At 38.9% G+C, this 18,267-nt stretch carries 25 protein-coding genes and 1 riboswitch; of the genes, 11 read left to right on the top strand and 14 right to left on the bottom strand.

Features of this window, described 5'->3' with window-relative positions; all coding sequences use genetic code 11:
* Window positions 1–122 precede the first annotated feature (122 nt).
* Together J3U71_RS07260 and J3U71_RS07255 are read left to right on the top strand one after the other, a co-directional pair.
* Complete coding sequence (locus J3U71_RS07260; RefSeq protein WP_267393645.1) at window positions 123–575, top strand: AraC family transcriptional regulator; 453 nt, start codon at window positions 123–125, stop codon at window positions 573–575.
* Between the two features lie 24 nt (window positions 576–599).
* On the top strand, window positions 600–788 hold the full coding sequence (locus J3U71_RS07255) for a cysteine-rich KTR domain-containing protein (RefSeq protein WP_220268724.1): 189 nt from the start codon (window positions 600–602) through the stop codon (window positions 786–788).
* Between the two features lie 243 nt (window positions 789–1,031).
* Here the strand turns inward: J3U71_RS07255 and J3U71_RS07250 are convergent, their stop codons facing one another.
* The gene (locus J3U71_RS07250) at window positions 1,032–1,211 is read right to left on the bottom strand and encodes a DUF2961 domain-containing protein (RefSeq protein ID WP_267395731.1); all 180 of its coding nucleotides are present in this window, start codon (window positions 1,209–1,211) and stop codon (window positions 1,032–1,034) included.
* Between J3U71_RS07250 and J3U71_RS07245 the strand changes: the two genes are divergently transcribed.
* From J3U71_RS07245 to J3U71_RS07210, 8 genes are all read left to right on the top strand, one after another.
* Window positions 1,212–1,646 (top strand): hypothetical protein, encoded by a 435-nt coding sequence (locus J3U71_RS07245; protein WP_267395729.1) that lies wholly within the window; start codon window positions 1,212–1,214, stop codon window positions 1,644–1,646.
* Between the two features lie 54 nt (window positions 1,647–1,700).
* The gene (locus J3U71_RS07240) at window positions 1,701–1,883 is read left to right on the top strand and encodes an enolase C-terminal domain-like protein (protein ID WP_258562398.1); all 183 of its coding nucleotides are present in this window, start codon (window positions 1,701–1,703) and stop codon (window positions 1,881–1,883) included.
* A gap of 387 nt (window positions 1,884–2,270) precedes the next feature.
* Window positions 2,271–2,744, top strand: coding sequence for a GntR family transcriptional regulator (locus tag J3U71_RS07235; protein ID WP_267393472.1), 474 nt, complete (start codon window positions 2,271–2,273; stop codon window positions 2,742–2,744).
* Window positions 2,745–3,420: 676 nt separating this feature from the next.
* Entirely contained in the window at window positions 3,421–4,470 is a 1,050-nt protein-coding gene (locus tag J3U71_RS07230; protein ID WP_267393470.1) for an SLAP domain-containing protein, read from the top strand.
* Window positions 4,471–4,651: 181 nt separating this feature from the next.
* Window positions 4,652–4,783 (top strand): hypothetical protein, encoded by a 132-nt coding sequence (locus tag J3U71_RS07225; protein ID WP_267395727.1) that lies wholly within the window; start codon window positions 4,652–4,654, stop codon window positions 4,781–4,783.
* Window positions 4,784–4,829: 46 nt separating this feature from the next.
* A complete protein-coding gene (locus tag J3U71_RS07220; RefSeq protein ID WP_258562401.1) occupies window positions 4,830–4,940 on the top strand; it encodes an SLAP domain-containing protein in 111 nt (36 codons plus the stop codon).
* A 42-nt stretch (window positions 4,941–4,982) separates the two neighbouring features.
* Window positions 4,983–5,528 carry a hypothetical protein gene (locus tag J3U71_RS07215; RefSeq protein ID WP_267393468.1) on the top strand — a complete coding sequence of 182 codons (546 nt, stop codon included), beginning with the start codon at window positions 4,983–4,985 and terminating at the stop codon, window positions 5,526–5,528.
* Between the two features lie 13 nt (window positions 5,529–5,541).
* Window positions 5,542–5,673: a hypothetical protein gene (locus J3U71_RS07210; RefSeq protein ID WP_267393466.1), complete on the top strand. Its 132-nt coding sequence runs from the start codon at window positions 5,542–5,544 to the stop codon at window positions 5,671–5,673.
* Between the two features lie 110 nt (window positions 5,674–5,783).
* Here the strand turns inward: J3U71_RS07210 and J3U71_RS07205 are convergent, their stop codons facing one another.
* Both J3U71_RS07205 and J3U71_RS07200 read right to left on the bottom strand, forming a co-directional pair.
* Window positions 5,784–5,978, bottom strand: coding sequence for a hypothetical protein (locus J3U71_RS07205; protein ID WP_267393464.1), 195 nt, complete (start codon window positions 5,976–5,978; stop codon window positions 5,784–5,786).
* Window positions 5,979–6,002: 24 nt separating this feature from the next.
* The gene (locus J3U71_RS07200; protein ID WP_267393462.1) at window positions 6,003–6,248 is read right to left on the bottom strand and encodes a hypothetical protein; all 246 of its coding nucleotides are present in this window, start codon (window positions 6,246–6,248) and stop codon (window positions 6,003–6,005) included.
* 354 nt (window positions 6,249–6,602) lie between these two features.
* On the opposite strand from J3U71_RS07200, the gene J3U71_RS07195 reads away from it, so the two are divergent.
* A complete protein-coding gene (locus tag J3U71_RS07195; protein WP_323848346.1) occupies window positions 6,603–6,740 on the top strand; it encodes an IS3 family transposase in 138 nt (45 codons plus the stop codon).
* Window positions 6,741–6,849: 109 nt separating this feature from the next.
* Here the strand turns inward: J3U71_RS07195 and J3U71_RS07190 are convergent, their stop codons facing one another.
* The 11 genes from J3U71_RS07190 to lysA form a co-directional block, all read right to left on the bottom strand.
* On the bottom strand, window positions 6,850–7,902 hold the full coding sequence (locus tag J3U71_RS07190) for an extracellular solute-binding protein (protein WP_267393460.1): 1,053 nt from the start codon (window positions 7,900–7,902) through the stop codon (window positions 6,850–6,852).
* Between the two features lie 26 nt (window positions 7,903–7,928).
* Window positions 7,929–8,972: an ABC transporter ATP-binding protein gene (locus J3U71_RS07185; RefSeq protein ID WP_267393458.1), complete on the bottom strand. Its 1,044-nt coding sequence runs from the start codon at window positions 8,970–8,972 to the stop codon at window positions 7,929–7,931.
* Window positions 8,973–8,983: 11 nt separating this feature from the next.
* A complete protein-coding gene (locus J3U71_RS07180) occupies window positions 8,984–9,772 on the bottom strand; it encodes an ABC transporter permease (RefSeq protein ID WP_220268730.1) in 789 nt (262 codons plus the stop codon).
* Window positions 9,765–10,595 (bottom strand): ABC transporter permease, encoded by an 831-nt coding sequence (locus J3U71_RS07175; protein WP_267393455.1) that lies wholly within the window; start codon window positions 10,593–10,595, stop codon window positions 9,765–9,767. Before J3U71_RS07175 ends, J3U71_RS07180 begins: the two co-directional genes overlap by 8 nt.
* 193 nt (window positions 10,596–10,788) lie before the next feature.
* The gene (locus tag J3U71_RS07170; protein WP_267393453.1) at window positions 10,789–11,838 is read right to left on the bottom strand and encodes an aspartate-semialdehyde dehydrogenase; all 1,050 of its coding nucleotides are present in this window, start codon (window positions 11,836–11,838) and stop codon (window positions 10,789–10,791) included.
* On the bottom strand, window positions 11,835–13,025 hold the full coding sequence (locus J3U71_RS07165) for an aminotransferase class I/II-fold pyridoxal phosphate-dependent enzyme (protein ID WP_267393451.1): 1,191 nt from the start codon (window positions 13,023–13,025) through the stop codon (window positions 11,835–11,837). The genes J3U71_RS07170 and J3U71_RS07165 overlap by 4 nt, the downstream gene beginning before the upstream one ends.
* Before the next feature lie 18 nt (window positions 13,026–13,043).
* Window positions 13,044–13,805 carry a 4-hydroxy-tetrahydrodipicolinate reductase gene (dapB, locus tag J3U71_RS07160; protein WP_220221222.1) on the bottom strand — a complete coding sequence of 254 codons (762 nt, stop codon included), beginning with the start codon at window positions 13,803–13,805 and terminating at the stop codon, window positions 13,044–13,046.
* Window positions 13,805–14,728 carry a 4-hydroxy-tetrahydrodipicolinate synthase gene (gene dapA, locus J3U71_RS07155; protein WP_267393449.1) on the bottom strand — a complete coding sequence of 308 codons (924 nt, stop codon included), beginning with the start codon at window positions 14,726–14,728 and terminating at the stop codon, window positions 13,805–13,807. The genes dapB and dapA overlap by 1 nt, the downstream gene beginning before the upstream one ends.
* Before the next feature lie 22 nt (window positions 14,729–14,750).
* Complete coding sequence (locus tag J3U71_RS07150) at window positions 14,751–15,890, bottom strand: N-acetyldiaminopimelate deacetylase (protein WP_267393447.1); 1,140 nt, start codon at window positions 15,888–15,890, stop codon at window positions 14,751–14,753.
* Window positions 15,891–15,894: 4 nt separating this feature from the next.
* Complete coding sequence (gene dapD / locus J3U71_RS07145) at window positions 15,895–16,605, bottom strand: 2,3,4,5-tetrahydropyridine-2,6-dicarboxylate N-acetyltransferase (RefSeq protein ID WP_103752563.1); 711 nt, start codon at window positions 16,603–16,605, stop codon at window positions 15,895–15,897.
* Between the two features lie 12 nt (window positions 16,606–16,617).
* Window positions 16,618–17,925, bottom strand: a complete 1,308-nt coding sequence (lysA, locus tag J3U71_RS07140; protein WP_267393445.1) for a diaminopimelate decarboxylase — start codon at window positions 17,923–17,925, stop codon at window positions 16,618–16,620.
* 103 nt (window positions 17,926–18,028) lie between these two features.
* Window positions 18,029–18,206, bottom strand: a riboswitch (Lysine riboswitch).
* Window positions 18,207–18,267 lie beyond the last annotated feature (61 nt).

Raw genomic sequence — 18,267 nt, 5'->3', positions numbered from 1 at the left:
CATAACAATAACCAAATAATAATATATTTTAAAATTTTTCTTGAAAATCATTTTAATTGCCCTTACGATTGGTTTTGTCAAAGCTTGATAAGATATTTTGATGTAGGAGGTTCAAAGCATTGATGAAAGAAAAATTTAGCGGTATTGAAGAATTTAAGGATATTGAAATCGCATATATGCGTAGAACGGGTGCTTATGGCCCGGGAAATAATCAATTAATGGACGATTTCAAAGCACACTTAAAAGAGCATAACTTACTCACAGACGATAGCACCATACTTGGGATAGCAATGGATGATCCAATCCAAACGCCACCAGAAAAGCAAAGATATGATGTAGGTATTATTATCACCGATGGCGAAAAAAAGATTGATTTACCTACTCGTAAGATTCCTGACGGACGTTACGCGATCTTTGAAGTTGCTCATACCGTTGAGAGAGTATCACATTTTTGGGAAAATATTCAAAATTTAACGAGTGATTTACCGGTAGATAACACTAAACCAATAATTGAGCGGTATGCTTCTTCAAAAGTTTCAGCACACTTATGCGAATTTTGTATTCCTGTGAGATAAATTAATGAAAAAGGTAAGTTATTAATGGAAAAACAATCATGGGTATTATGTCCTACTTGCAATAGCAAGACCCGAATTAAGGTACGTGAAGATACAGAGCTATTAAGGTTCCCACTATTCTGTCCCAAGTGTAGACACGAAAATCTAATTAATATAAAACATGGAATTATTACAGTTATTAAAGAGCCAGACGCGAAGACGCAGAGCCAATAATTTGTAGGAGATACTCTTACAGATTATTGGCTCTTTAATTTTTGAATGTGATATTTAATTGATTTCACACTAAGTTGCCAAAGATTGTTACCAGATACTTGCCTAGCAATTCATTGAAAAAATAATAAGGCCCCGAAGTTAGAACAACTTCGAGGCTTTTATTATGACTAAATTAAGATTTTAAATCTTTGACACAACTATCAAACCGTATTCATAGAATCGGGGCTCTATTATACCAGTGCTTTATCTTGGCAGTCTGTCTGCTCTTGCTAAAAATGACCGAAATGGGCTGTGGGGCTCAGTTTGATACCAATAGGCAACCGTCGAAATATCATCTGAGCGCTCATATAAGCCAATATCATCATTGCCAATATCCTGAAAAGTTACTTTTAACCGGTTGGAAAAAGCGATGGGATCCGACAAGTGCCAGCTGTACAAACCATGCCGGGGCAGTCCATCATTACCACAAGCATGAAAAGAATTAGGATTGGGTTTCCCAGCGCTGAACAGGTCACGGGTATGATCCTACGTTTCATGAAATGGATAGCCCTGAAATGTCGTAGAATAAGTGTAAGTTTGTGGCAATTGACCGTATTCATGCTTTTGAAAGGCCCACGCACCACCAAAGATTCAATCCCAGGATCTTATTTTGACCCTGAGAAGTACATGACAGCAACGTTGAAAATGTTTAAAGCAGTAAAGCAAAAGTATGGCTCAAAATTTCAGTTAATTCGTGATGTTCACGAAAGACTAGCTCCTAATCAAGCACTACGTTTTGCTAAAAAAGCAGAAAAATATGATCCATACTTCTTAGAAGACAACATATTATCCCCTAATCAAAATGAATTGCTGAGATAGCTCCGAAATCAATCGGTCACACCACTGGCGATAGGTGAATTATTTAATAACGCAATGGAATGGAAGGAGCTGGTTCAAAATCGCCAGATTGATTTTCTGCGCGCACACGTTTCTCAGATTGGAGGAATAACTCCTGCCCTTAAGCTTGCACACTTTTGTGAAATCTTTGGTATTCATATGACTTGGCATATCCCACCAGACATACTCCTATTGGGATTGCAGTCAACACTCATTTGAATATTCACCGTCATAATGCAGCTATTTAAGAAAATGTGCCCGTCCCAAAGAACACTAAAAAGTTATTTGGCAGAATTCCTGAAGTTAAAAAAGGATACTTTTATCCAATCAAGCGCAGCGGTATCGGGGTAACTTTTGATAAAGAAATGGCAAAAGAGTTTCTGATCGTATACTGTCCTCATGAGTGGTCCCAAAGCAGAATACCAGATGGAACATTCGTTACGCCTCAAATCAACTTAACATAATAAAGTGTTCTAATTATTTTCCAGAATCGTTTTTTACATTACCTAATGACAAAATTTGTTTTGTAACGCATATAATTTCGAAAAACTCATACTTTCCGAGGCTTAAAAAGCGAAAAAGACGGAATTCATCACACAGGATTTATTGAGCAAAATATACCAAGGGCAATACATTTCTAACAAGTTGCCTTACCAACAACAGCTTGCAAAGATATACCAAGTGTCAAGATTTACAATTCAAAAAGCAATTGCAGACTTAGTAGACATGGGGATCGTTTCCGCTGTTCAAGGATCTGGTATCTTTATTAATGAGAAAGCAATAGTTAACCCTCTCATTTTCAATTCTATAACTAAAACGCTATATAAACGACTAAATTCTAAAATGCTAAAATTTGAAAAACGATGGGCAACACATACTGACCAACAAATTTTTCAGATTAGTCCTGAAAGCAAGGTTTGGTATTTTGAAAGGGTCAGAATCGTCAACTACAAAATCGAACAATTGAAACGCTCTATCATGCCTTTAGCTCTATTTCCAGACTTATCGCAAGACAACATTGAAGGTTCAATTCAGCATTATGTTGAAAACAAGGGGGCTAAAAATATCACATTATATTAAGAACTATATGCCAATAACTGCAAATAAAAGGGAGGTAAAAATTCTTCTATGACCCAATGGAACGCCAATGATGAAAATCTTCAATCGTGCCGTCTTGAGCAACGAAAAAATTTTTGAATACAGTAATATTTCAACAATCAATTATTCAGTCACTTATTTTAGGCCGTATAATAGTGAGGGACAAAGCCTTAGAACACTTTAGTCATATGTTAATTTTTAAGTAAAATTACTATCGCTGTAATTGATTACCGCTTTATTCAACCATTATGGCTCTTATCTCAAGAGCGATTGCTAAGTTAAAGTTTCCTCCAATTGTTAACTTTAGAGCTCTGGCAACCAAAGCATAATCAAACATTTTTTAAAAAATACATATGGATGCTCGTGAAATATATCTTCAACGAGTTCATTTCCCATAACCTTTCCTTTATATACATACATTTGGTAAACCGGAGCTTAAAAAATCCGTCCATGATCTGTCATTATGCCTGCTGATTTTTCTATTAAAAAAATGTGTTCATTTACTAAATGTCACGGGTTAAATCATTATCAAAAACCTTAATTCCTAAAACTGCTTCAAGATCTTCATTAACTTTATTAAAAATATTTTTTTACCCTCCTATACTTATTTGATAAAATTAAGTTAAAAATAATGTTATTAAGTTTAGGAAAGAAAAAAATGAAATGGAAAGCTTTAATCTCAATATCTATCAATACCTTATCTTTACTAGGAATGGGTTTATTTACAAATACGCAAACGGTTTCTGCCGTCAAAAATAATATCTTTTTGCCTGGAAACATACATATATATGATCATAAAGGAAGAGTAACTAAAAAAGTTTTTAGAAAAAAACAAGAGCTAACATATACTTCTATCAAAAGCATTAAAAAACAAGAATTTTATCGCATTGGCAAAAATAAGTACATTAAGTCGAACAGTGTTTTTCGTATTAATCAGGCTGAACATAAAAAGCCAAATCAAAACGCTAGCAAATATGATACAACAAAAAATGCTGCCAGCCTAATGGACTTTATTTCCAGTGATACTTCGCTAACTTCTGCGCAAAGAAAAGAGGCTCAGAAAGCTGCCAATTTACTTAGAACAGGAGAAATAGTTGATCACACACCAACAGGAGACAAGTCATGGGGAAAACCATCATGGTTTGATGAATGCGTTAGTTTAGGTGACAAATCAGACTCTACGAACGCTTTAAATATCAAAGCAACACTCATTAGTCTTGAACGTGTTAACAAGGAACGGGCTGCTGTAGGTATTAATGAATTAAAGGTTTCACCAACTTCAACAGCTATTTCAATGATCGATGCTGATTACCAAAAAAAGTTTGAATTTGATCATCCACTACATTATGGTTATCGTTTTAATAGAGAAAACCTGTCACTTGGTAGCGGAGAACCAGTTGGAATGTGGATGACTGAGAAAAATGATTGGCTGTGGAATGTAAATAAAAATCCTAGTTTAGCGCCTTTCGAATTTTCACCTAACTGGAGAGATAAGGACTATGATGATGCAATTTTAGGTTTAAACGGTTATAAGACAGCTGGTCACTATACTAACTTGGTGGATAAAACATATCGTGTAATGGGGTTAGCTCGTATAATAGATATAGAATTCAATTACGGTTCATACAACGCTACTAGTCAAGGAGAAGATGGCGCAATTTCTGTTGCTCAGTACAAGAATCTGGTTAATGAGTGGCTAGAAAAGTAAATTTTATTAATTTATAATGTTATAAATAAAAAAAGTCCTGTCAATAGTATAAATAAACCAAAATAATCTATCAATAGGATTTAATATAGTGCCAAAAAACGTTGAACTTGTCTGCTCAAAGTTTTTTAATGGTCTATAAAAATAGTTTTCCTCCAGTCTCTTTTTATTTTTAAAGGAAAAAATGAAAAAGAAAGTTCTTATCTCGATGCTTACCATAGCCTTAATGTCAGTGGGAGTAGAATCAATTACGGGTACGCAAATTGCTTTTGCAGCTAAAAATGAAATAATTTTACCGGGTTATATATATCTATAATCATAGCGGTAAAAGAACCAAAAAAGTTTACAAAAAGAGAAAGCGCTTGTCTTACACTTCCATTAAAAAGATTAATGGCCAAAAATACTATCGTGTTGGTAAAAACAAGTATATTCATCTGTATGATGCATTCCCAATTCAGCCAAATAATTATTAAAAATCAAATAAGAATGATCCTTCAAAAAATGATGCTAGCTTAATGGACTTTATTGCAAATAATCCTTCATTAACTTCCGCCCAAAGACAAGAAGCTCAAAAAGCAGCCAATTTACTCAGAACAGGTATAATAGATGACCAAGTACAAAAAGTAGCCCCTTCATGGTTTAATACTTATGTTAATCTAGGTGGTAAAAATGATGCTACTAGCAGTGCAAATATTCAAGCTTCACTTCAAAGTCTTGAACGTGTTAACAAAGAACGAACTACTGCAGGTGTAAGAAGTCTGAAGATATCACCGATTTCAACAGCGATCTCAATGATTGATGCGGACTATCAAAAACAAGGCTTTTTAAATCATCCAAAATTTTATGGTTATCGTCAAAACCTCGAGAACCTTTCTGCAGGTTCAGAAGCAATTAGCAACTGGATGACTGAACAGGAAGACTGGCAATGGAACGTAAAGAAAAATCCTAGTTTAGCTCCTTATGAATTTTCACCTAACTGGCAAGATCCAGCATATACACAGGCTGTTTTAGGCTCAAACGGATATAGAACTGCTGGTCATTATACTAACTTTAGTAAATAAAGAACATCGAGTAATGGGTATGGCCCATATGACGCAAACTCCTTACGGGATTGTTGATGCATTTAATGCCACAAATCAAGGCGAAGATGGAGCAATTACACTAACTCAGTACAAGAATTTAATTAAACAATGGTTGAGTAAATAAAATATTTAAATTTAGGGCTAAACTCTAGAGCACTATAATCATTTTCAAACAAAAAGCGCCTCAACAAGGCATAATAACTCTTGTTGTGACGCTTTTTACTATATGAATTTCTATCGTATTACCAGCTTACTGCTTTGCTTACATATTACTGCCCGAATTTCGGCATCAGTGACTAAGTTAAAGTCGCCGCCAATCGTCAGCTTAAGAACACTAGCAGCTAATGCATAATCAAGCATTTCTTTTTTCGAAAATTCGTGCAAAAGACCATGAGTCAAGCCTGCAGCTACGCCTTTCCAGACACGCATTTGATAAACCGGAGCTTCAAAAACCTACCCATGATCAATCATGATGGCTATCCATTCTGAGTCTTCTACTGAATGAATGTTGCGCAAAATGCTGGCAACCGTTTGGCACTTAGGATATTTAGCCGAAATTTCTTTCATTCCTTTAATGAATGCATCCGTTTGCTCAATGCCGCGGGTCGTGTCATTATCAAAAGCTTTAATTCCTAAAACGGCTCCAAAATTTTCATCATGTGCAAGACAAATATCAACATACGGCATTAGTTTTACCATTGTTGCTTGTGCCTATTTTGGTGACCCCATTTTTCCGTGATAGTTAAAATCGTTCACAACTTGAATATTATGTTTTGAACAATACTGACATACTTCCAACACTGCCTGACACATCTTTAGCGAAACCGCTGTTGTAATACCCAAAAAATAGCTTGTATCTGTCAAAATCTGCGACCAATCGTATTCTTTCGCCTGCAAGATTACAAAATAACTACTTGTACGGTCATAACCCACGCTCGTGTTGCGGACGCTAGCCCTCACTTATTAAAAAAATAAATTTCTAAACGGAGGACCGAAGAACTTAGGGTGTTTACGCTATAACAGCGCAAGGGCGGCTCGCTGGATGGTGGGTTAATGGAAGGCTGCTTTAGCATCTTAAAGCGGAAAATGCTCTATGACTTTGAAAAGATCTTCAAGAATTTAAGCGCACTTGAAGAAGCAATCAGAAGATATATTAATTACTACATACTAAAAGAAGCAAAAACACACTGAACGGACTAACCCCGATTGAATATCCGGCGTTAGTCCTCATCAGCTAGGATTTATTAAACTGTCCTAATTTTAGGGTTCACCTCAACTCTTTTTATTATCTTTTTTTAAATTACTGATTCATAATTTTGTTCCATTGACTGATCCAAGCGGACATATGATTGTTTACATAATAAAAGTCAATTGTTTTTGCACGTTTAGCAATATCGCCATACGTTTTGTTAGCTGCTTCAGCCGGCGTTAGCTTAACCTGTGAATTAACCGGTGCATTGTTCAGAGAAGAAGCACTAGCAACCTTCTTTTGAATCGCTTTGCCTAAACGGAAATCGATAAACTTGTACGCTGCATTTGCATTCTTGCTGTTCTTCAAAATACCCATGTTATCATAATTAGCGTACGTCCCCGAGACTGGAACAATGTATTTCAAGCTTGCATCAGTGGCTTGCAGCATGCCGACTGCATAATCGCCAACAACGGCAGCACTAATTTCACCGGTTTTAAACATATTACTCAGGTCTGAACTTTGTGAATATGTCTTTACGACATTTGGTTTCAGATCTTTAATTGCTTTAAAAGCAGCTTTACCATTATCACTAGGCACGGCAACTTTGGCATGATCTCCCGCAATATAAAGCATCGCTGGTCCAAACGTAGTAGTGAAGTCAGGAATAGCAATCTTGCCTTTTAAATTACTAGACCACAGGTCATTCCAATCCTTGATGTGCACTTTTTTCGGATTGTAAATAATACCTAAACTGTTAAGCGTATAAGGAACGGTATTAGTATCCTTGGCTAATTTTTGCTGGTCACTTGATAAATACTTAAAGTTTTTAATTTTGGAAAAATCCAGTTTCTTGAACAGTTTCTTTTTAGCACCCGTAACCGCATTGTTTTGAGCTAAATCAATAACATCAACTGCAGAATTAGGATTATGCTCAATTTGTGTCAGTCTGGTTGAGCTATCCCCGAACTGGGTGGTAATTTTAACGTTATTTTGCTTAGCAAAAGGATTAAGAACATCCGAACGCATTTGTTTGGTTGACAGACCAAAGGTAGAAACAACCAGTTTGGCATCACTTGATTTTGAAGAACAACCGGAAGTAGCAATCGCTACTCCAGCAGCAACCAAGCCAGTAGCCAGTAAACACACTTTTTTAAATTTCATAATTAGACCTTTCTGAAATAAATTGACTATTTTAATAATGGATGAAGATGTTTAGCCGGAAGAGTTAAGGTAACTTCATCTCCTGAACTACGCATCTTTTGACGCGTCTCCTCAACTTGAAATTCACCAAGTTTGGAATGAACAGTGTACTTGAAGCTTTGGCCCAGGTATTCGCGGTTAATAATCTTGCCGGTAAAAGTATTTTCGCCGGCAGTTTCCGAATTTAAGGCAATATTTTCAGGACGAATAGTTAGAACTTTAGCATTTGAATTGGTTTCTTTAGTAGCTAAAACCGTTTCAGCGACTTTAATATGATATTTATCTTGACAGCTATCTGGACTGACCGGTATGAAATTATCATATCCGATAAAGCGAGCAACATATTCTGTACGCGGATGGTGGAAAATGGTTTGTGGCGTATCAAATTGGTCAATACGGCCGTGTTTCATGACTAGAACTTTGTCAGAAATGGCAAAGCATTCTTGCTGATCATGCGTCACAAACAGCACAGTCATTTTCATTTTCTTTTGGAGACGAGAAATTTCTTCCCGCATCTTCAATCTCAATTTTGCATCGAGGTTGCTAAGTGGTTCATCCATCAACAATAATTCTGGGTTAATAACTAAAGCTCTTGCTAAAGAAACTCGCTGTTGCTGACCGCCGGAGAGCTGTGCCGGAAACTTAGTTGCCAGATCATTTAAGCCGGTCATATCTAGCATGGCAACAACTTTTTCTTTAATCTTACTTTGGGCCATCTTGCGCATTTTCAACCCAAAGGCAACATTTTCAAAAACGTTTAAGTGTGGAAATAATGCGTAACTTTGAAAAACCATGCCGAAGTTTCTCTTGTATACTGGCACTTTAGTAATATCCTTACTGTTGACCAAAACCTGTCCCGAGGTTTCTGGAATTAAGCCAGCTATGATTCTCAGCGTAGTGGTTTTCCCGCATCCTGAAGGACCAAGTATTGAAACAAGTTCCCCATTTTTGATTGAAAAAGAAATGTCTTTTAAGACTTTAGTCTTACCGTCATATGATTTTGCTAAATTTTTAACTTCTAAATCTGCCACTATAATAACCTCTATTTAGTAATATTCTTAATGCCAATTACTTTTTCAACTAAAAACATCATAAGTGCGGTAAAAATCATTAATAATACGGAGATTGCAGATACGGTTGGATCATAGTTGTTTTGCAAGTAGTTTAAAATTGCTGGTGGCAACATGGTTAGAGATGGTCCGTTCATGAACAAGGAAATAGGGATATTATTGAACGAGTTGATAAAACACATCATAAAAGCTGCAATAATGCTGGCTTTAATGTTCGGCAAAACAATTAGAAAGAATCCTTTTTTTGGTGAACAGCCGCATATCCATCCTGCTTCTTCAATATGGTTGTCCATTAGCAACATGCTAGCAGTGATTAAACGGATAACATAAGGTAAACAAAGCAAGAAATGACCAATAATTAAACTGATAAAGATTGGTACCCTTAGAGTAATGACAACTGCTTGATAAAGTGCAAACCCAATTACTATTTCTGGAATCAAAGTAGGACTCAGGAAAAATGACTGAAACCAAGCAGCATGGTGAATATTGTAATGAGTTAAAGAGTAAACCGCAGGAATACCGATGATAAGTGCTAAAAAGCTGGCAATTAGGGCAACAATCAGACTTGTTTCAAAACCGGTAATGAAATCTGGTTCCTGAAAAATGTTACTGTACCAAGAAAATGTAAAACCTTTTATAGGTAATGAAATTGATCTTTCATTATTAAAAGAAGTAATCACGACTAAAATTAAAGGCAACATGATTAATGCCAAAATAATAATCGAGATTGTCGTTAATGTCTTATTTTTACGATCAAGCATTATCAGGCCTCCGATCTAAGTAGTGGCTCATTCGTCGCATAATCCACATTGAAAGAGCAGAAATGAGAATCAGAATCAGAGCAATCACGCTTGCGTTTTGCCAATTTCCTAAGGTCATAGCCTGCTGATAAATCAAAGTAGACATCACAAGATGCCGATTTCCACCAAGAATCTGCGGTGTAGTATAAGCTGTCATGGAACCAGCAAAAACAAGAATGCATCCGGTTAGGATACCCGTGGTTAGCTGAGGAATAACAACTTTAAACAATGTATGCCAAGGATTGGAGCCGAGGATTGCGGCTGCTTCCTCGATTTCTACATTTAATTCCGAAATACTACCCACTAACGAATTAATCATGATTGGTAAAAACAAATAAACAGAACCGATAATAATAGCGGAATTAGTGTAAAGAATATCAAGTGGCACGTTAATTAGGTGTAGCGCTAATAAAAACTTATTAATAATGCCATCATGACCCAAAATGATAATCCACGCAAAATTTCTTACCACAGCATTCGTTAACATTGGGAATAAAATCAACAGACTTAACACCTGTCTCGCGGTCGTCTTCTGTCTGCCTATCCAGAGAGAAATTGGTAATCCCAAAATTAAAACAACCACAACTGTAATAATTGCAATTAAAAAAGTACGCCCAATAACTTCCCAGTTATAAGAGCTTTTAAGAAATTGTGTATATAGAGCAAAGAAACCATTAGAACTTTGAAAAGTTGGAATCGCGATTTCAATAAGTGGAAAAAATGTAAACACTAAAACTCCCAAAAACGCTGGAATTATCAACCAGACCGCTGACTTTCGATTCATATATTACCTCCGCTTTGTTTTTAGATTAGCTATTTTTTAAATATATGTCAAGATAAATTCGAATAAAATCTGCATTATCTTAAATAAATGTTTGATATATATAAATATTTTAGCTTTATATAGTTAAAATATCATAATTTTTATTTAAAAAGCGAACATTGCTTAAAAAACTAATCTTACAAAGCGAACTAATTTAAACCAAATTATCGCGCACCAAACACTCAGCAATTTCAACCGTGTTGCTGGCAGCACCACGTAACAAGTTATCGGCCACTACCCACATGTGGAACGCTCCGGCGTTTTCTTCATCGGCACGGATTCGGCCCACAAAGGTTTCACGCTTGCCCGCTGCTTGTAGTGGCTGCGGATAAAGCTGCTTTGACGGGTCATCTTGTAAAACTAAGCCCGCTGTTTGCGCAATTATTTGCTGAATTGCCTTAACGCTTGCAGCATGATCTTTCACAACAAAGTAGACAGTTTCACCATGACCAATTTCAACCGGAACCCTGACACAAGTTGCGGTAACTTTAATTTGACTGGAGTCCTGGTCATTAAACAAAATTTTCTTAGTTTCATGAATCATTTTCCATTCTTCGTGAGTGTAGCCGTCATTTTCAAAGACATCAATCTGGGGTAGCAAATTAAAGGCCAAAGGATAGTGCTTGCGATTAGCCCCGGTTGGTAAAATTTTGGCTTGAGGCTGTTGCCCATTCAATAAATCTTGAGCCTGCTGCAGCATTTCATCCCAAGCAGCTTTTCCAGCACCGGACACCGCCTGATAAGTTGAAACAATTATCTGGCTTAAGCCAAAACGCTGAAAAATAGGATACAATGCAGCAACCATTTGAATAGTTGAACAATTGGGATTGGCAATGATGCCATGATGATGGGCTAATTGCTCATCGTTTACTCCAGGAATAATTAGTGGTACGTCATCGTCCATCCTGAATGCACTTGTATTATCGACGCAAACCGCACCGCGCTTAACCGCTTCTGGCAATAATTTTTGAGAAACTGCACCACCGGCTGAAGATAAAACCAAATCAACCCCGGTAAATGATTCAGGCGTAGCCTCTTCGACGGTGATTTCACGTCCCTTGAACTGCAATTTTTTTCCGGCGGAGCGCTTTGAAGCCAGTAGTTTAACTTGTTTAACCGGAATATTCGCCTGTTCAAGCTCACTAATTAAACGCTGACCAACCGCACCGGTTGCTCCTAGTATCGCAACGACATATTCTCTCATTTGTTATCATCCTTTGTTACTAAAAAATTCTTAATTCTGTTTACGGCTTCATGTAAGTCTGCATCACTAGCAGCATAAGAAAAGCGGACATGTCCCTCTCCTCCGGGACCAAATGCACTGCCGGGGGTAACGCCGACTTTAGCTTGCCGCGCTAAGTCAAGTGCAAATTTTTCATCGTCTGTCCCGTATTCAGCTGGAATTTGGGTAAAAACATAAAATGCCCCCTCGCTGGTCATCGTCTTTAAGCCCAAATCATTAAGCGCTTTAACCAGGTAGTCACGCCTTTTTTGATAAATTGGTCGCGCCTGTGCTGGATCATCATCGCCATGTTCTAGCGCTTCTGCAGCCGCTGCCTGGGCCGGATTAGACGGAGCTGTCACTAAAAAGGCATGCATTTTAGCAATTGGACTGATCAAATTAGCCGGACCCGCAATATAGCCGATGCGATAGCCTGTCATCGCGTGTGACTTAGATAGGCCATTAATTAAGAGGGTACGGTCGGGCAAATAACGGGCAATGGAAGTATGCTTAATGCCATAAGTCAGTTCACCATAAATCTCATCAGAAATTACATATAAGTGATTTTCTGCAATAATCGGGGCCAGCTGAGCCAAAACGCTGCTAGAACATTCGCGACCGGTAGGATTGGTCGGATAATTGAGCAAAATTGCTTTGGCATGAGGATGCTGCCGTAATGTGTCTTTCAAGGCTTCCGGTGTCAGAACAAAATTGGTTTTAGCGGTATTAATTGGCACCAATTTTGCTTTAGTAAATTGAATTAGCGGAAAATATAAGGCATAAGATGGGGTCGGCACAATAATTTCATCCCCTGGCTGAAACAACGCCAGCATCGCGCAAGCAATCGCTTCTGTCGCACCAACCGTAACAATGACTTCAGTTTCGGGATCATAAGACAAATTTTGTTTGCGTTTTAAATAGGCGCTTATTGCTCGACGCAATTTTGGAGTACCCTTTTGGGCCGAATAATGGGAATCATTATCTAAAATGCTTTGAACAGCTGCTTGTTTAACGTGTTCAGGTGTATTTAAATCTGGTTCTCCTAAAGTTAATTTAATTAAACCCGGAATATCATCAACTTTTTGGGCAAACGCACGAATCCCTGAAGGTGGTATTTCGGCCAAGGGCGTGGCAGTTATTGCAGTTAAATCAGCAGCTAAATGAGGCATTTTAATTACTCCTTTTCTTTATAAGATTTTATCTAAACCAACAATTAATTCATCCAGATCCATGATTTTAGCTAATGCTACTTTTACTCCTTGCATGAACGAGGAGCGGTCAAAAGAATCTTGCCTAATGGTCAGGGCTTCGCCTGGTCCACCAAATAAAACTTGTTCATGAGCAACATAGCCCGGTAAGCGAACCGCATGAACGGGAACGCCAGCACAATTGGCACCACGCGCTGGATTATCGTCGCAGCTATCAGCTTGGGGCTGCTTTTTGCGGCTTTGGGCAATTAATTTAGCAGTGGCGCTTGCCGTACCAGATGGTGCGTCAAGTTTATCGGCATGATGCATCTCAATAACTTCTGCATCCGGAAAATACTGAGCTGCTTCTTGAGCAAATTTCATTAATAAAACGGCCGATAGTCCAAAGTTAGGAACAATAATTCCACCCATTTTTTGTTTACGCGCAATTTCTTGTAATTGTTTTATTTGTTCATCACTTAATCCGCTAGTACCAATGATTGGGCGCATATGATGCTCCAAGGCAAACTTCGTATTAGCGTAAACGGCACTTGGAGTAGTAAAGTCAATCCAAACATCCGCACTAAGATTAATATCTGCTAGTTGCGTAAAGCGAGCTACCGAAGCACTCACTTCACCACTAGTCGTTGCATCTGGTGCCAAAACGCCAACTAATTCACAGTCAGGTAGTTGCGCAATTAAGTGGGCAACCTTTTTTCCCATTGAACCTGTTGCACCAGCAAGTAAAATTTTTTTCATGATTAATTCACTCCTAATTCTTTAGGCAAGCGGTTAAACAAAGCCGTTTCATTTAAGCCTAGATGACAGGCTAACTGTTGTTTTTCTTCCTTATTTAAAGTAACGATTGGCAACCGGCATCCCCCAGCAGCTAATCCTTGTGCATTCAAGACCGCTTTTACCGGTGACGGTGACGGATACATAAATAAAGCCTGCATTTTAGGCACTAATTGTCGTTGCAGCTTACCGGCGAGAGCAATATTGCCCCGAGCTAATTCATCATACATTTGCCGCATAACTTGGCCGTAAATGTGGGAGGCAACTGAAATTACGCCATGTGCTCCAAGCGTCTTGGCAGCTAAAGCCTGCACATCCTCACCCGTATAAACCAAAAAGTCATCTGCAGTGTGCTCGATAATATACTCTAAATCTTCCAGTTCCGTGCATTGCTTGACACCGGCAATTTGCGGATTTTGTGCTAATTCCACAATTGTTTCTTTTGCAATCGTAATTCCTGTTCTGCCTGGAATGTTATAAATCATTAGCGGAATTTGCGCTTTTTTGGCTACAGCCTCAAAATGGGCCTTAATGCCACGCTGGTTAGGCTTGTTGTAATAAGGTGCAACCACTAAAGCTAAATCAATTCCAGGAATTTGACTGACCTCTGCAGTAAATTCCGCGGTTTGTGCCGTGTTATTGCTACCCGTGCCAGCGATGACTGGCACACGGCTATTAACTATCTGTGCAAATTTGGTGTAAAGCTGAATTTTTTCATCATGGGTCATTGTGGCTGTCTCACCAGTTGTGCCGCCAATGACAAATCCCCGGCTGCCCGTTTTAAGCAAATGCTCGGTTAATTCTTCTAAGCCAGGATAATCAACCTCACCTTGTTCATTAAATGGTGTAATGATTGCTGTCATTAAGTCTGCTTGCGTAAAATCCGTCATCTTGTTCTTCCTTTCAATAGAGTTACATGTGCTGCTTAAAGAAACCGACAATTGCATCAATTCCGACTTTAATAGCTTCTTCTTGCGGACTAAAAGTTGCCGAATGAAGCTGTGAATCATCCTGCACGCCTAGCCAAAACATGCTGCCCGGAATTTTAGCTAGTAAATAGCCGAAATCTTCTCCCGTCATTGCTGGTTCCGTTTCTTGATAATTAACAGCAGAATCGTTTTTTAAATAGGTAATCAACTGAGCAGATATCTCCGGATCATTTTCAACTGGCCAATAGCCACCCTGATTAATCTCCAATTTAACTTTTGCTTGAAAACTTTGACCAATACCGGCAGTTACTTCGCGTAAACGTTGTTCAATGCGTTCAATCATCGTTTGCGTTAATCCGCGAATTGTTCCTTCTAAACGTGCATGTCCAGCGATTGCGTTTCTAATCGTCCCCGCCTGGATCTTGCCAATCGTGATTACCCCACCGGCAATTGGATCGATGCTGCGGGAAATAACGGTTTGCACTTGCTCAATTAGAGCTGCCGCAGCCACAACCATGTCATTTGCCCGTTGAGGATAAGCTGCATGCCCATCTTGCCCGTATAAATCGATGTTAACTTCTGCTGCTCCGGCAAATAAAGTGCCATTGCGGCAGCCAATTGTTCCAGTAGGCAGATCAGGAGTAACATGAAGTGCAAAAAATTCATCAGGACGCCACTGACCAGTGAAGACCCCTTGCTCATAAGCAAGTTTGCCCCCATTTTTACTCTCTTCGGCTGGTTGAAAAAAGAACAGCAAATTATCTTTTGGCTGGTGCTCACTAAAATAGTTAAGAACACCCAAGGCTACGGTCATATGGATGTCATGGCCACAGGCATGCATTTGACCATCATGTTTTGAAGAAAAAGGCAACCCCGTTTTTTCTGTTACCGGTAAGCCGTCAATGTCAGCACGATAGCCAATGGTTTTAGTGGGATTGCTTCCCTTGACTCTGACTAAAATAGCAGTTGGCAGTTCAGGCACAGTTTTGCATTCCAAATAGTCTTGCCGAAATTGGTGGATAACCTGTAACAAGTACTTTTGCGTTTGTTTTTCTTCTAGGGCTAATTCCGGTATTTGATGTAAATCACGGCGGATTTGGATTAATTGCTCATTTGTTAGCATTGGCTTACAGCTTTCTTAAATCTTGTTCAATCTTGGTCTTACTTGTGGTTTTTTCATCCCGCTGCTTAATAATTTTAGCTGGGACACCGGCTACCACCGCATTTGCTGGCACATCAGCAGTAACAACTGCTCCAGCAGCAATAACTGCGTTATCACCAACTTGAACTCCTTCTAGGACAACGGCATTGGCGCCAACTAAAACGTTTTGGCCGATTCTAACCGGTTTAGCAGAAGCCGGTTCAACCACGCCAGCAATAACCGCTCCCGCACCAACATGAGTATTGGCACCAATAATTGCGCGCCCACCAAGGACAGCATTCATGTCGATCATGGCATTTTCACCGATTTCCGCTCCAATATTGATTACTGCTCCCATCATAATTACCGCATTAGCACCAATACTTACTTGTTGGCGAATCAACGCACCAGGTTCGATCCGGGCCGAAACATTTTTTAAATCCAATAAGGGAACGGCCGAATTGCGGCTACAATTTTCTACTTGATAATCATTGATCTTAGCCGCATTGGTTCTTAAAAACGGCACTAAATCCGCCCAGTCACCGAAAACCACCCCAACATGATCATTTACAAAGGGTCTTACTTCTACTGGCCAGTCTAATTTTGCCAGGTCACCTTTTACATAAACCTTAACTGGCGTTTTCTTGGGTGCATTGGCAATAAAATCAATTATTTCTGTCGCTGACATATTCTTCATTTGAATTCCTCACTATTCTTGATAAAAACGATCATGACTGACTAAATCTTCATTGGTTTCACGTGTAACAACTTCTTGTGCGTGACCATTTTCTGCAAACACAACAGCTGGCCGAGGCACCCGGTTATAGTTCGATGCCATGCTGTAACCATAAGCACCAGTTGCTAGCATTGCAATTACATCACCTGCTTTGGTCGCTGGCAGCGGCAATTTTTTGATTAATAAGTCCCCTGATTCACAATAGCGCCCAGCCAAGTGGACTGTTTCGCTAGGTTGAGCAGCGGGATCACGGGCAAGAAGTGCTTCATAATCAGCTTGGTAAAGAGCCGGCCTAATATTGTCACCCATACCGCCATCTACTGCTACATAGGGCATTAATCCGGGAACATCTTTACGTGCGCCAATCGTATACAAACTGTAGCCCGCGCTACCGACGATTGAGCGACCAGGTTCAACCCAAACAGCTGGAACTTTCAGTTGATATTCTTCAGCTAACTGGCGAAGAGTTGTCACAATCTGTTCAACAAAAGTTCCTAAAGCCAATACTTGGTCTTGGGCGGTATAACGAATACCAAAGCCGCCCCCAAGATTTAAGATTTGGGGCTGATAATCATATTTTTTGGCCCATTCACGGACAAGTTGCATTAGTTTTTTAACTTCAAGCTTAAAGCCGGTCGTTTCTAAAATCTGTGAACCAATATGTGCATGAAGACCAATTAAAGTCATCTGTTCACTAGCCTGTACTTGTAAAAAAGCCTGCTCGGCTTGCCCAGATTTGACGTCAAAGCCAAACTTACTGTCTTCTTGACCGGTCTGATCATATTCATGAGTATGTGCCGTAACGCCGGGGGTAATTCTTAACATGACCTGAATATGACTTTTAGTATCAGCAAGAACTTCCTCAAGAAGTTTAATTTCATGAAAGTTATCCAGAATAATTACGCCAACTTGATTTTGCACCGCCATTAAAAGTTCTGCCCTAGTTTTGTTATTCCCGTGAAAACTGATTTTGCTACTTGGAAAGCCAGCTTTAAGGGCGGTAAACAATTCACCGCCTGAAACGACATCAATATGGCCGTGTTCTTGATTGACCACCTGATACATCGCAATGGTGGCAAAAGCTTTACTAGCGTAACTGATTGCATAATCGATGTGCTGTTTGGTAAAGGCTTGCTGCAAAGCCCGAAACTGTTGCCGAATTTGAGTAACATCGTAAACTACAAGCGGCGTGCCGTATTCACGGGCTAAATCTAGTGCATCAACTCCACCGATCGTTAAGTGTCCTTGATCATTAGTCTCGTAATAATCATCTGCTGGCATCTGGTAACCCTCCGTTTTCTTGAATAAAAAAGGACTCTTTTGTGTGCGCTTAGCATACAAAAGAGTCCTTCAAAAAATTAAAATTAATTATTATCTGGTTCAATTTTGACGAGCGCTCCGCAAATTATTAACTTGCGACAGTCCGTAATCTCTTAAATTACGTCCCAGCCAATTAATTACCGCAATAATTAACGCTTCGGCAACCGCCCCTTTTACTGGTTTCTTAGTTTTTGCAGAAACTCCACCAGCTACTCTTGTTGGTCGCGACCTCTTCGATTAATAAAAATCTTATTATTAATCATAGCCGATGTCAACATTTTTTCATAAATAATTCACTTGCCT

This window comes from Lactobacillus sp. B4015, from assembly GCF_026536055.1.
Classification (GTDB): Bacteria; Bacillota; Bacilli; order Lactobacillales; family Lactobacillaceae; genus Lactobacillus; species Lactobacillus panisapium.
The sequence above is the reverse complement of the archived record's forward strand: the minus strand, read 5'-3'. Positions and strand labels throughout refer to the sequence as shown.

What these genes read in the sequence shown, in the direction of transcription:
- J3U71_RS07260 (WP_267393645.1), top strand. Translation starts at nt 123, where the DNA reads ATGAAAGAAAAATTTAGCGGTATTGAAGAATTTAAGGATATTGAAATC.
- J3U71_RS07255 (WP_220268724.1), top strand. Translation starts at nt 600, where the DNA reads ATGGAAAAACAATCATGGGTATTATGTCCTACTTGCAATAGCAAGACC.
- J3U71_RS07240 (WP_258562398.1), top strand. Translation starts at nt 1,701, where the DNA reads ATGGAATGGAAGGAGCTGGTTCAAAATCGCCAGATTGATTTTCTGCGC.
- J3U71_RS07230 (WP_267393470.1), top strand. Translation starts at nt 3,421, where the DNA reads ATGAAATGGAAAGCTTTAATCTCAATATCTATCAATACCTTATCTTTA.
- J3U71_RS07225 (WP_267395727.1), top strand. Translation starts at nt 4,652, where the DNA reads ATGAAAAAGAAAGTTCTTATCTCGATGCTTACCATAGCCTTAATGTCA.
- J3U71_RS07215 (WP_267393468.1), top strand. Translation starts at nt 4,983, where the DNA reads ATGGACTTTATTGCAAATAATCCTTCATTAACTTCCGCCCAAAGACAA.
- J3U71_RS07210 (WP_267393466.1), top strand. Translation starts at nt 5,542, where the DNA reads ATGGGTATGGCCCATATGACGCAAACTCCTTACGGGATTGTTGATGCA.
- J3U71_RS07205 (WP_267393464.1), bottom strand. Translation starts at nt 5,978, where the DNA reads ATGCGTGTCTGGAAAGGCGTAGCTGCAGGCTTGACTCATGGTCTTTTG.
- J3U71_RS07200 (WP_267393462.1), bottom strand. Translation starts at nt 6,248, where the DNA reads ATGGTAAAACTAATGCCGTATGTTGATATTTGTCTTGCACATGATGAA.
- J3U71_RS07195 (WP_323848346.1), top strand. Translation starts at nt 6,603, where the DNA reads ATGGAAGGCTGCTTTAGCATCTTAAAGCGGAAAATGCTCTATGACTTT.
- J3U71_RS07190 (WP_267393460.1), bottom strand. Translation starts at nt 7,902, where the DNA reads ATGAAATTTAAAAAAGTGTGTTTACTGGCTACTGGCTTGGTTGCTGCT.
- J3U71_RS07180 (WP_220268730.1), bottom strand. Translation starts at nt 9,772, where the DNA reads ATGCTTGATCGTAAAAATAAGACATTAACGACAATCTCGATTATTATT.
- J3U71_RS07175 (WP_267393455.1), bottom strand. Translation starts at nt 10,595, where the DNA reads ATGAATCGAAAGTCAGCGGTCTGGTTGATAATTCCAGCGTTTTTGGGA.
- J3U71_RS07170 (WP_267393453.1), bottom strand. Translation starts at nt 11,838, where the DNA reads ATGAGAGAATATGTCGTTGCGATACTAGGAGCAACCGGTGCGGTTGGT.
- J3U71_RS07165 (WP_267393451.1), bottom strand. Translation starts at nt 13,025, where the DNA reads ATGCCTCATTTAGCTGCTGATTTAACTGCAATAACTGCCACGCCCTTG.
- dapA (WP_267393449.1), bottom strand. Translation starts at nt 14,728, where the DNA reads ATGACGGATTTTACGCAAGCAGACTTAATGACAGCAATCATTACACCA.
- J3U71_RS07150 (WP_267393447.1), bottom strand. Translation starts at nt 15,890, where the DNA reads ATGCTAACAAATGAGCAATTAATCCAAATCCGCCGTGATTTACATCAA.
- dapD (WP_103752563.1), bottom strand. Translation starts at nt 16,605, where the DNA reads ATGAAGAATATGTCAGCGACAGAAATAATTGATTTTATTGCCAATGCA.
- lysA (WP_267393445.1), bottom strand. Translation starts at nt 17,925, where the DNA reads ATGCCAGCAGATGATTATTACGAGACTAATGATCAAGGACACTTAACG.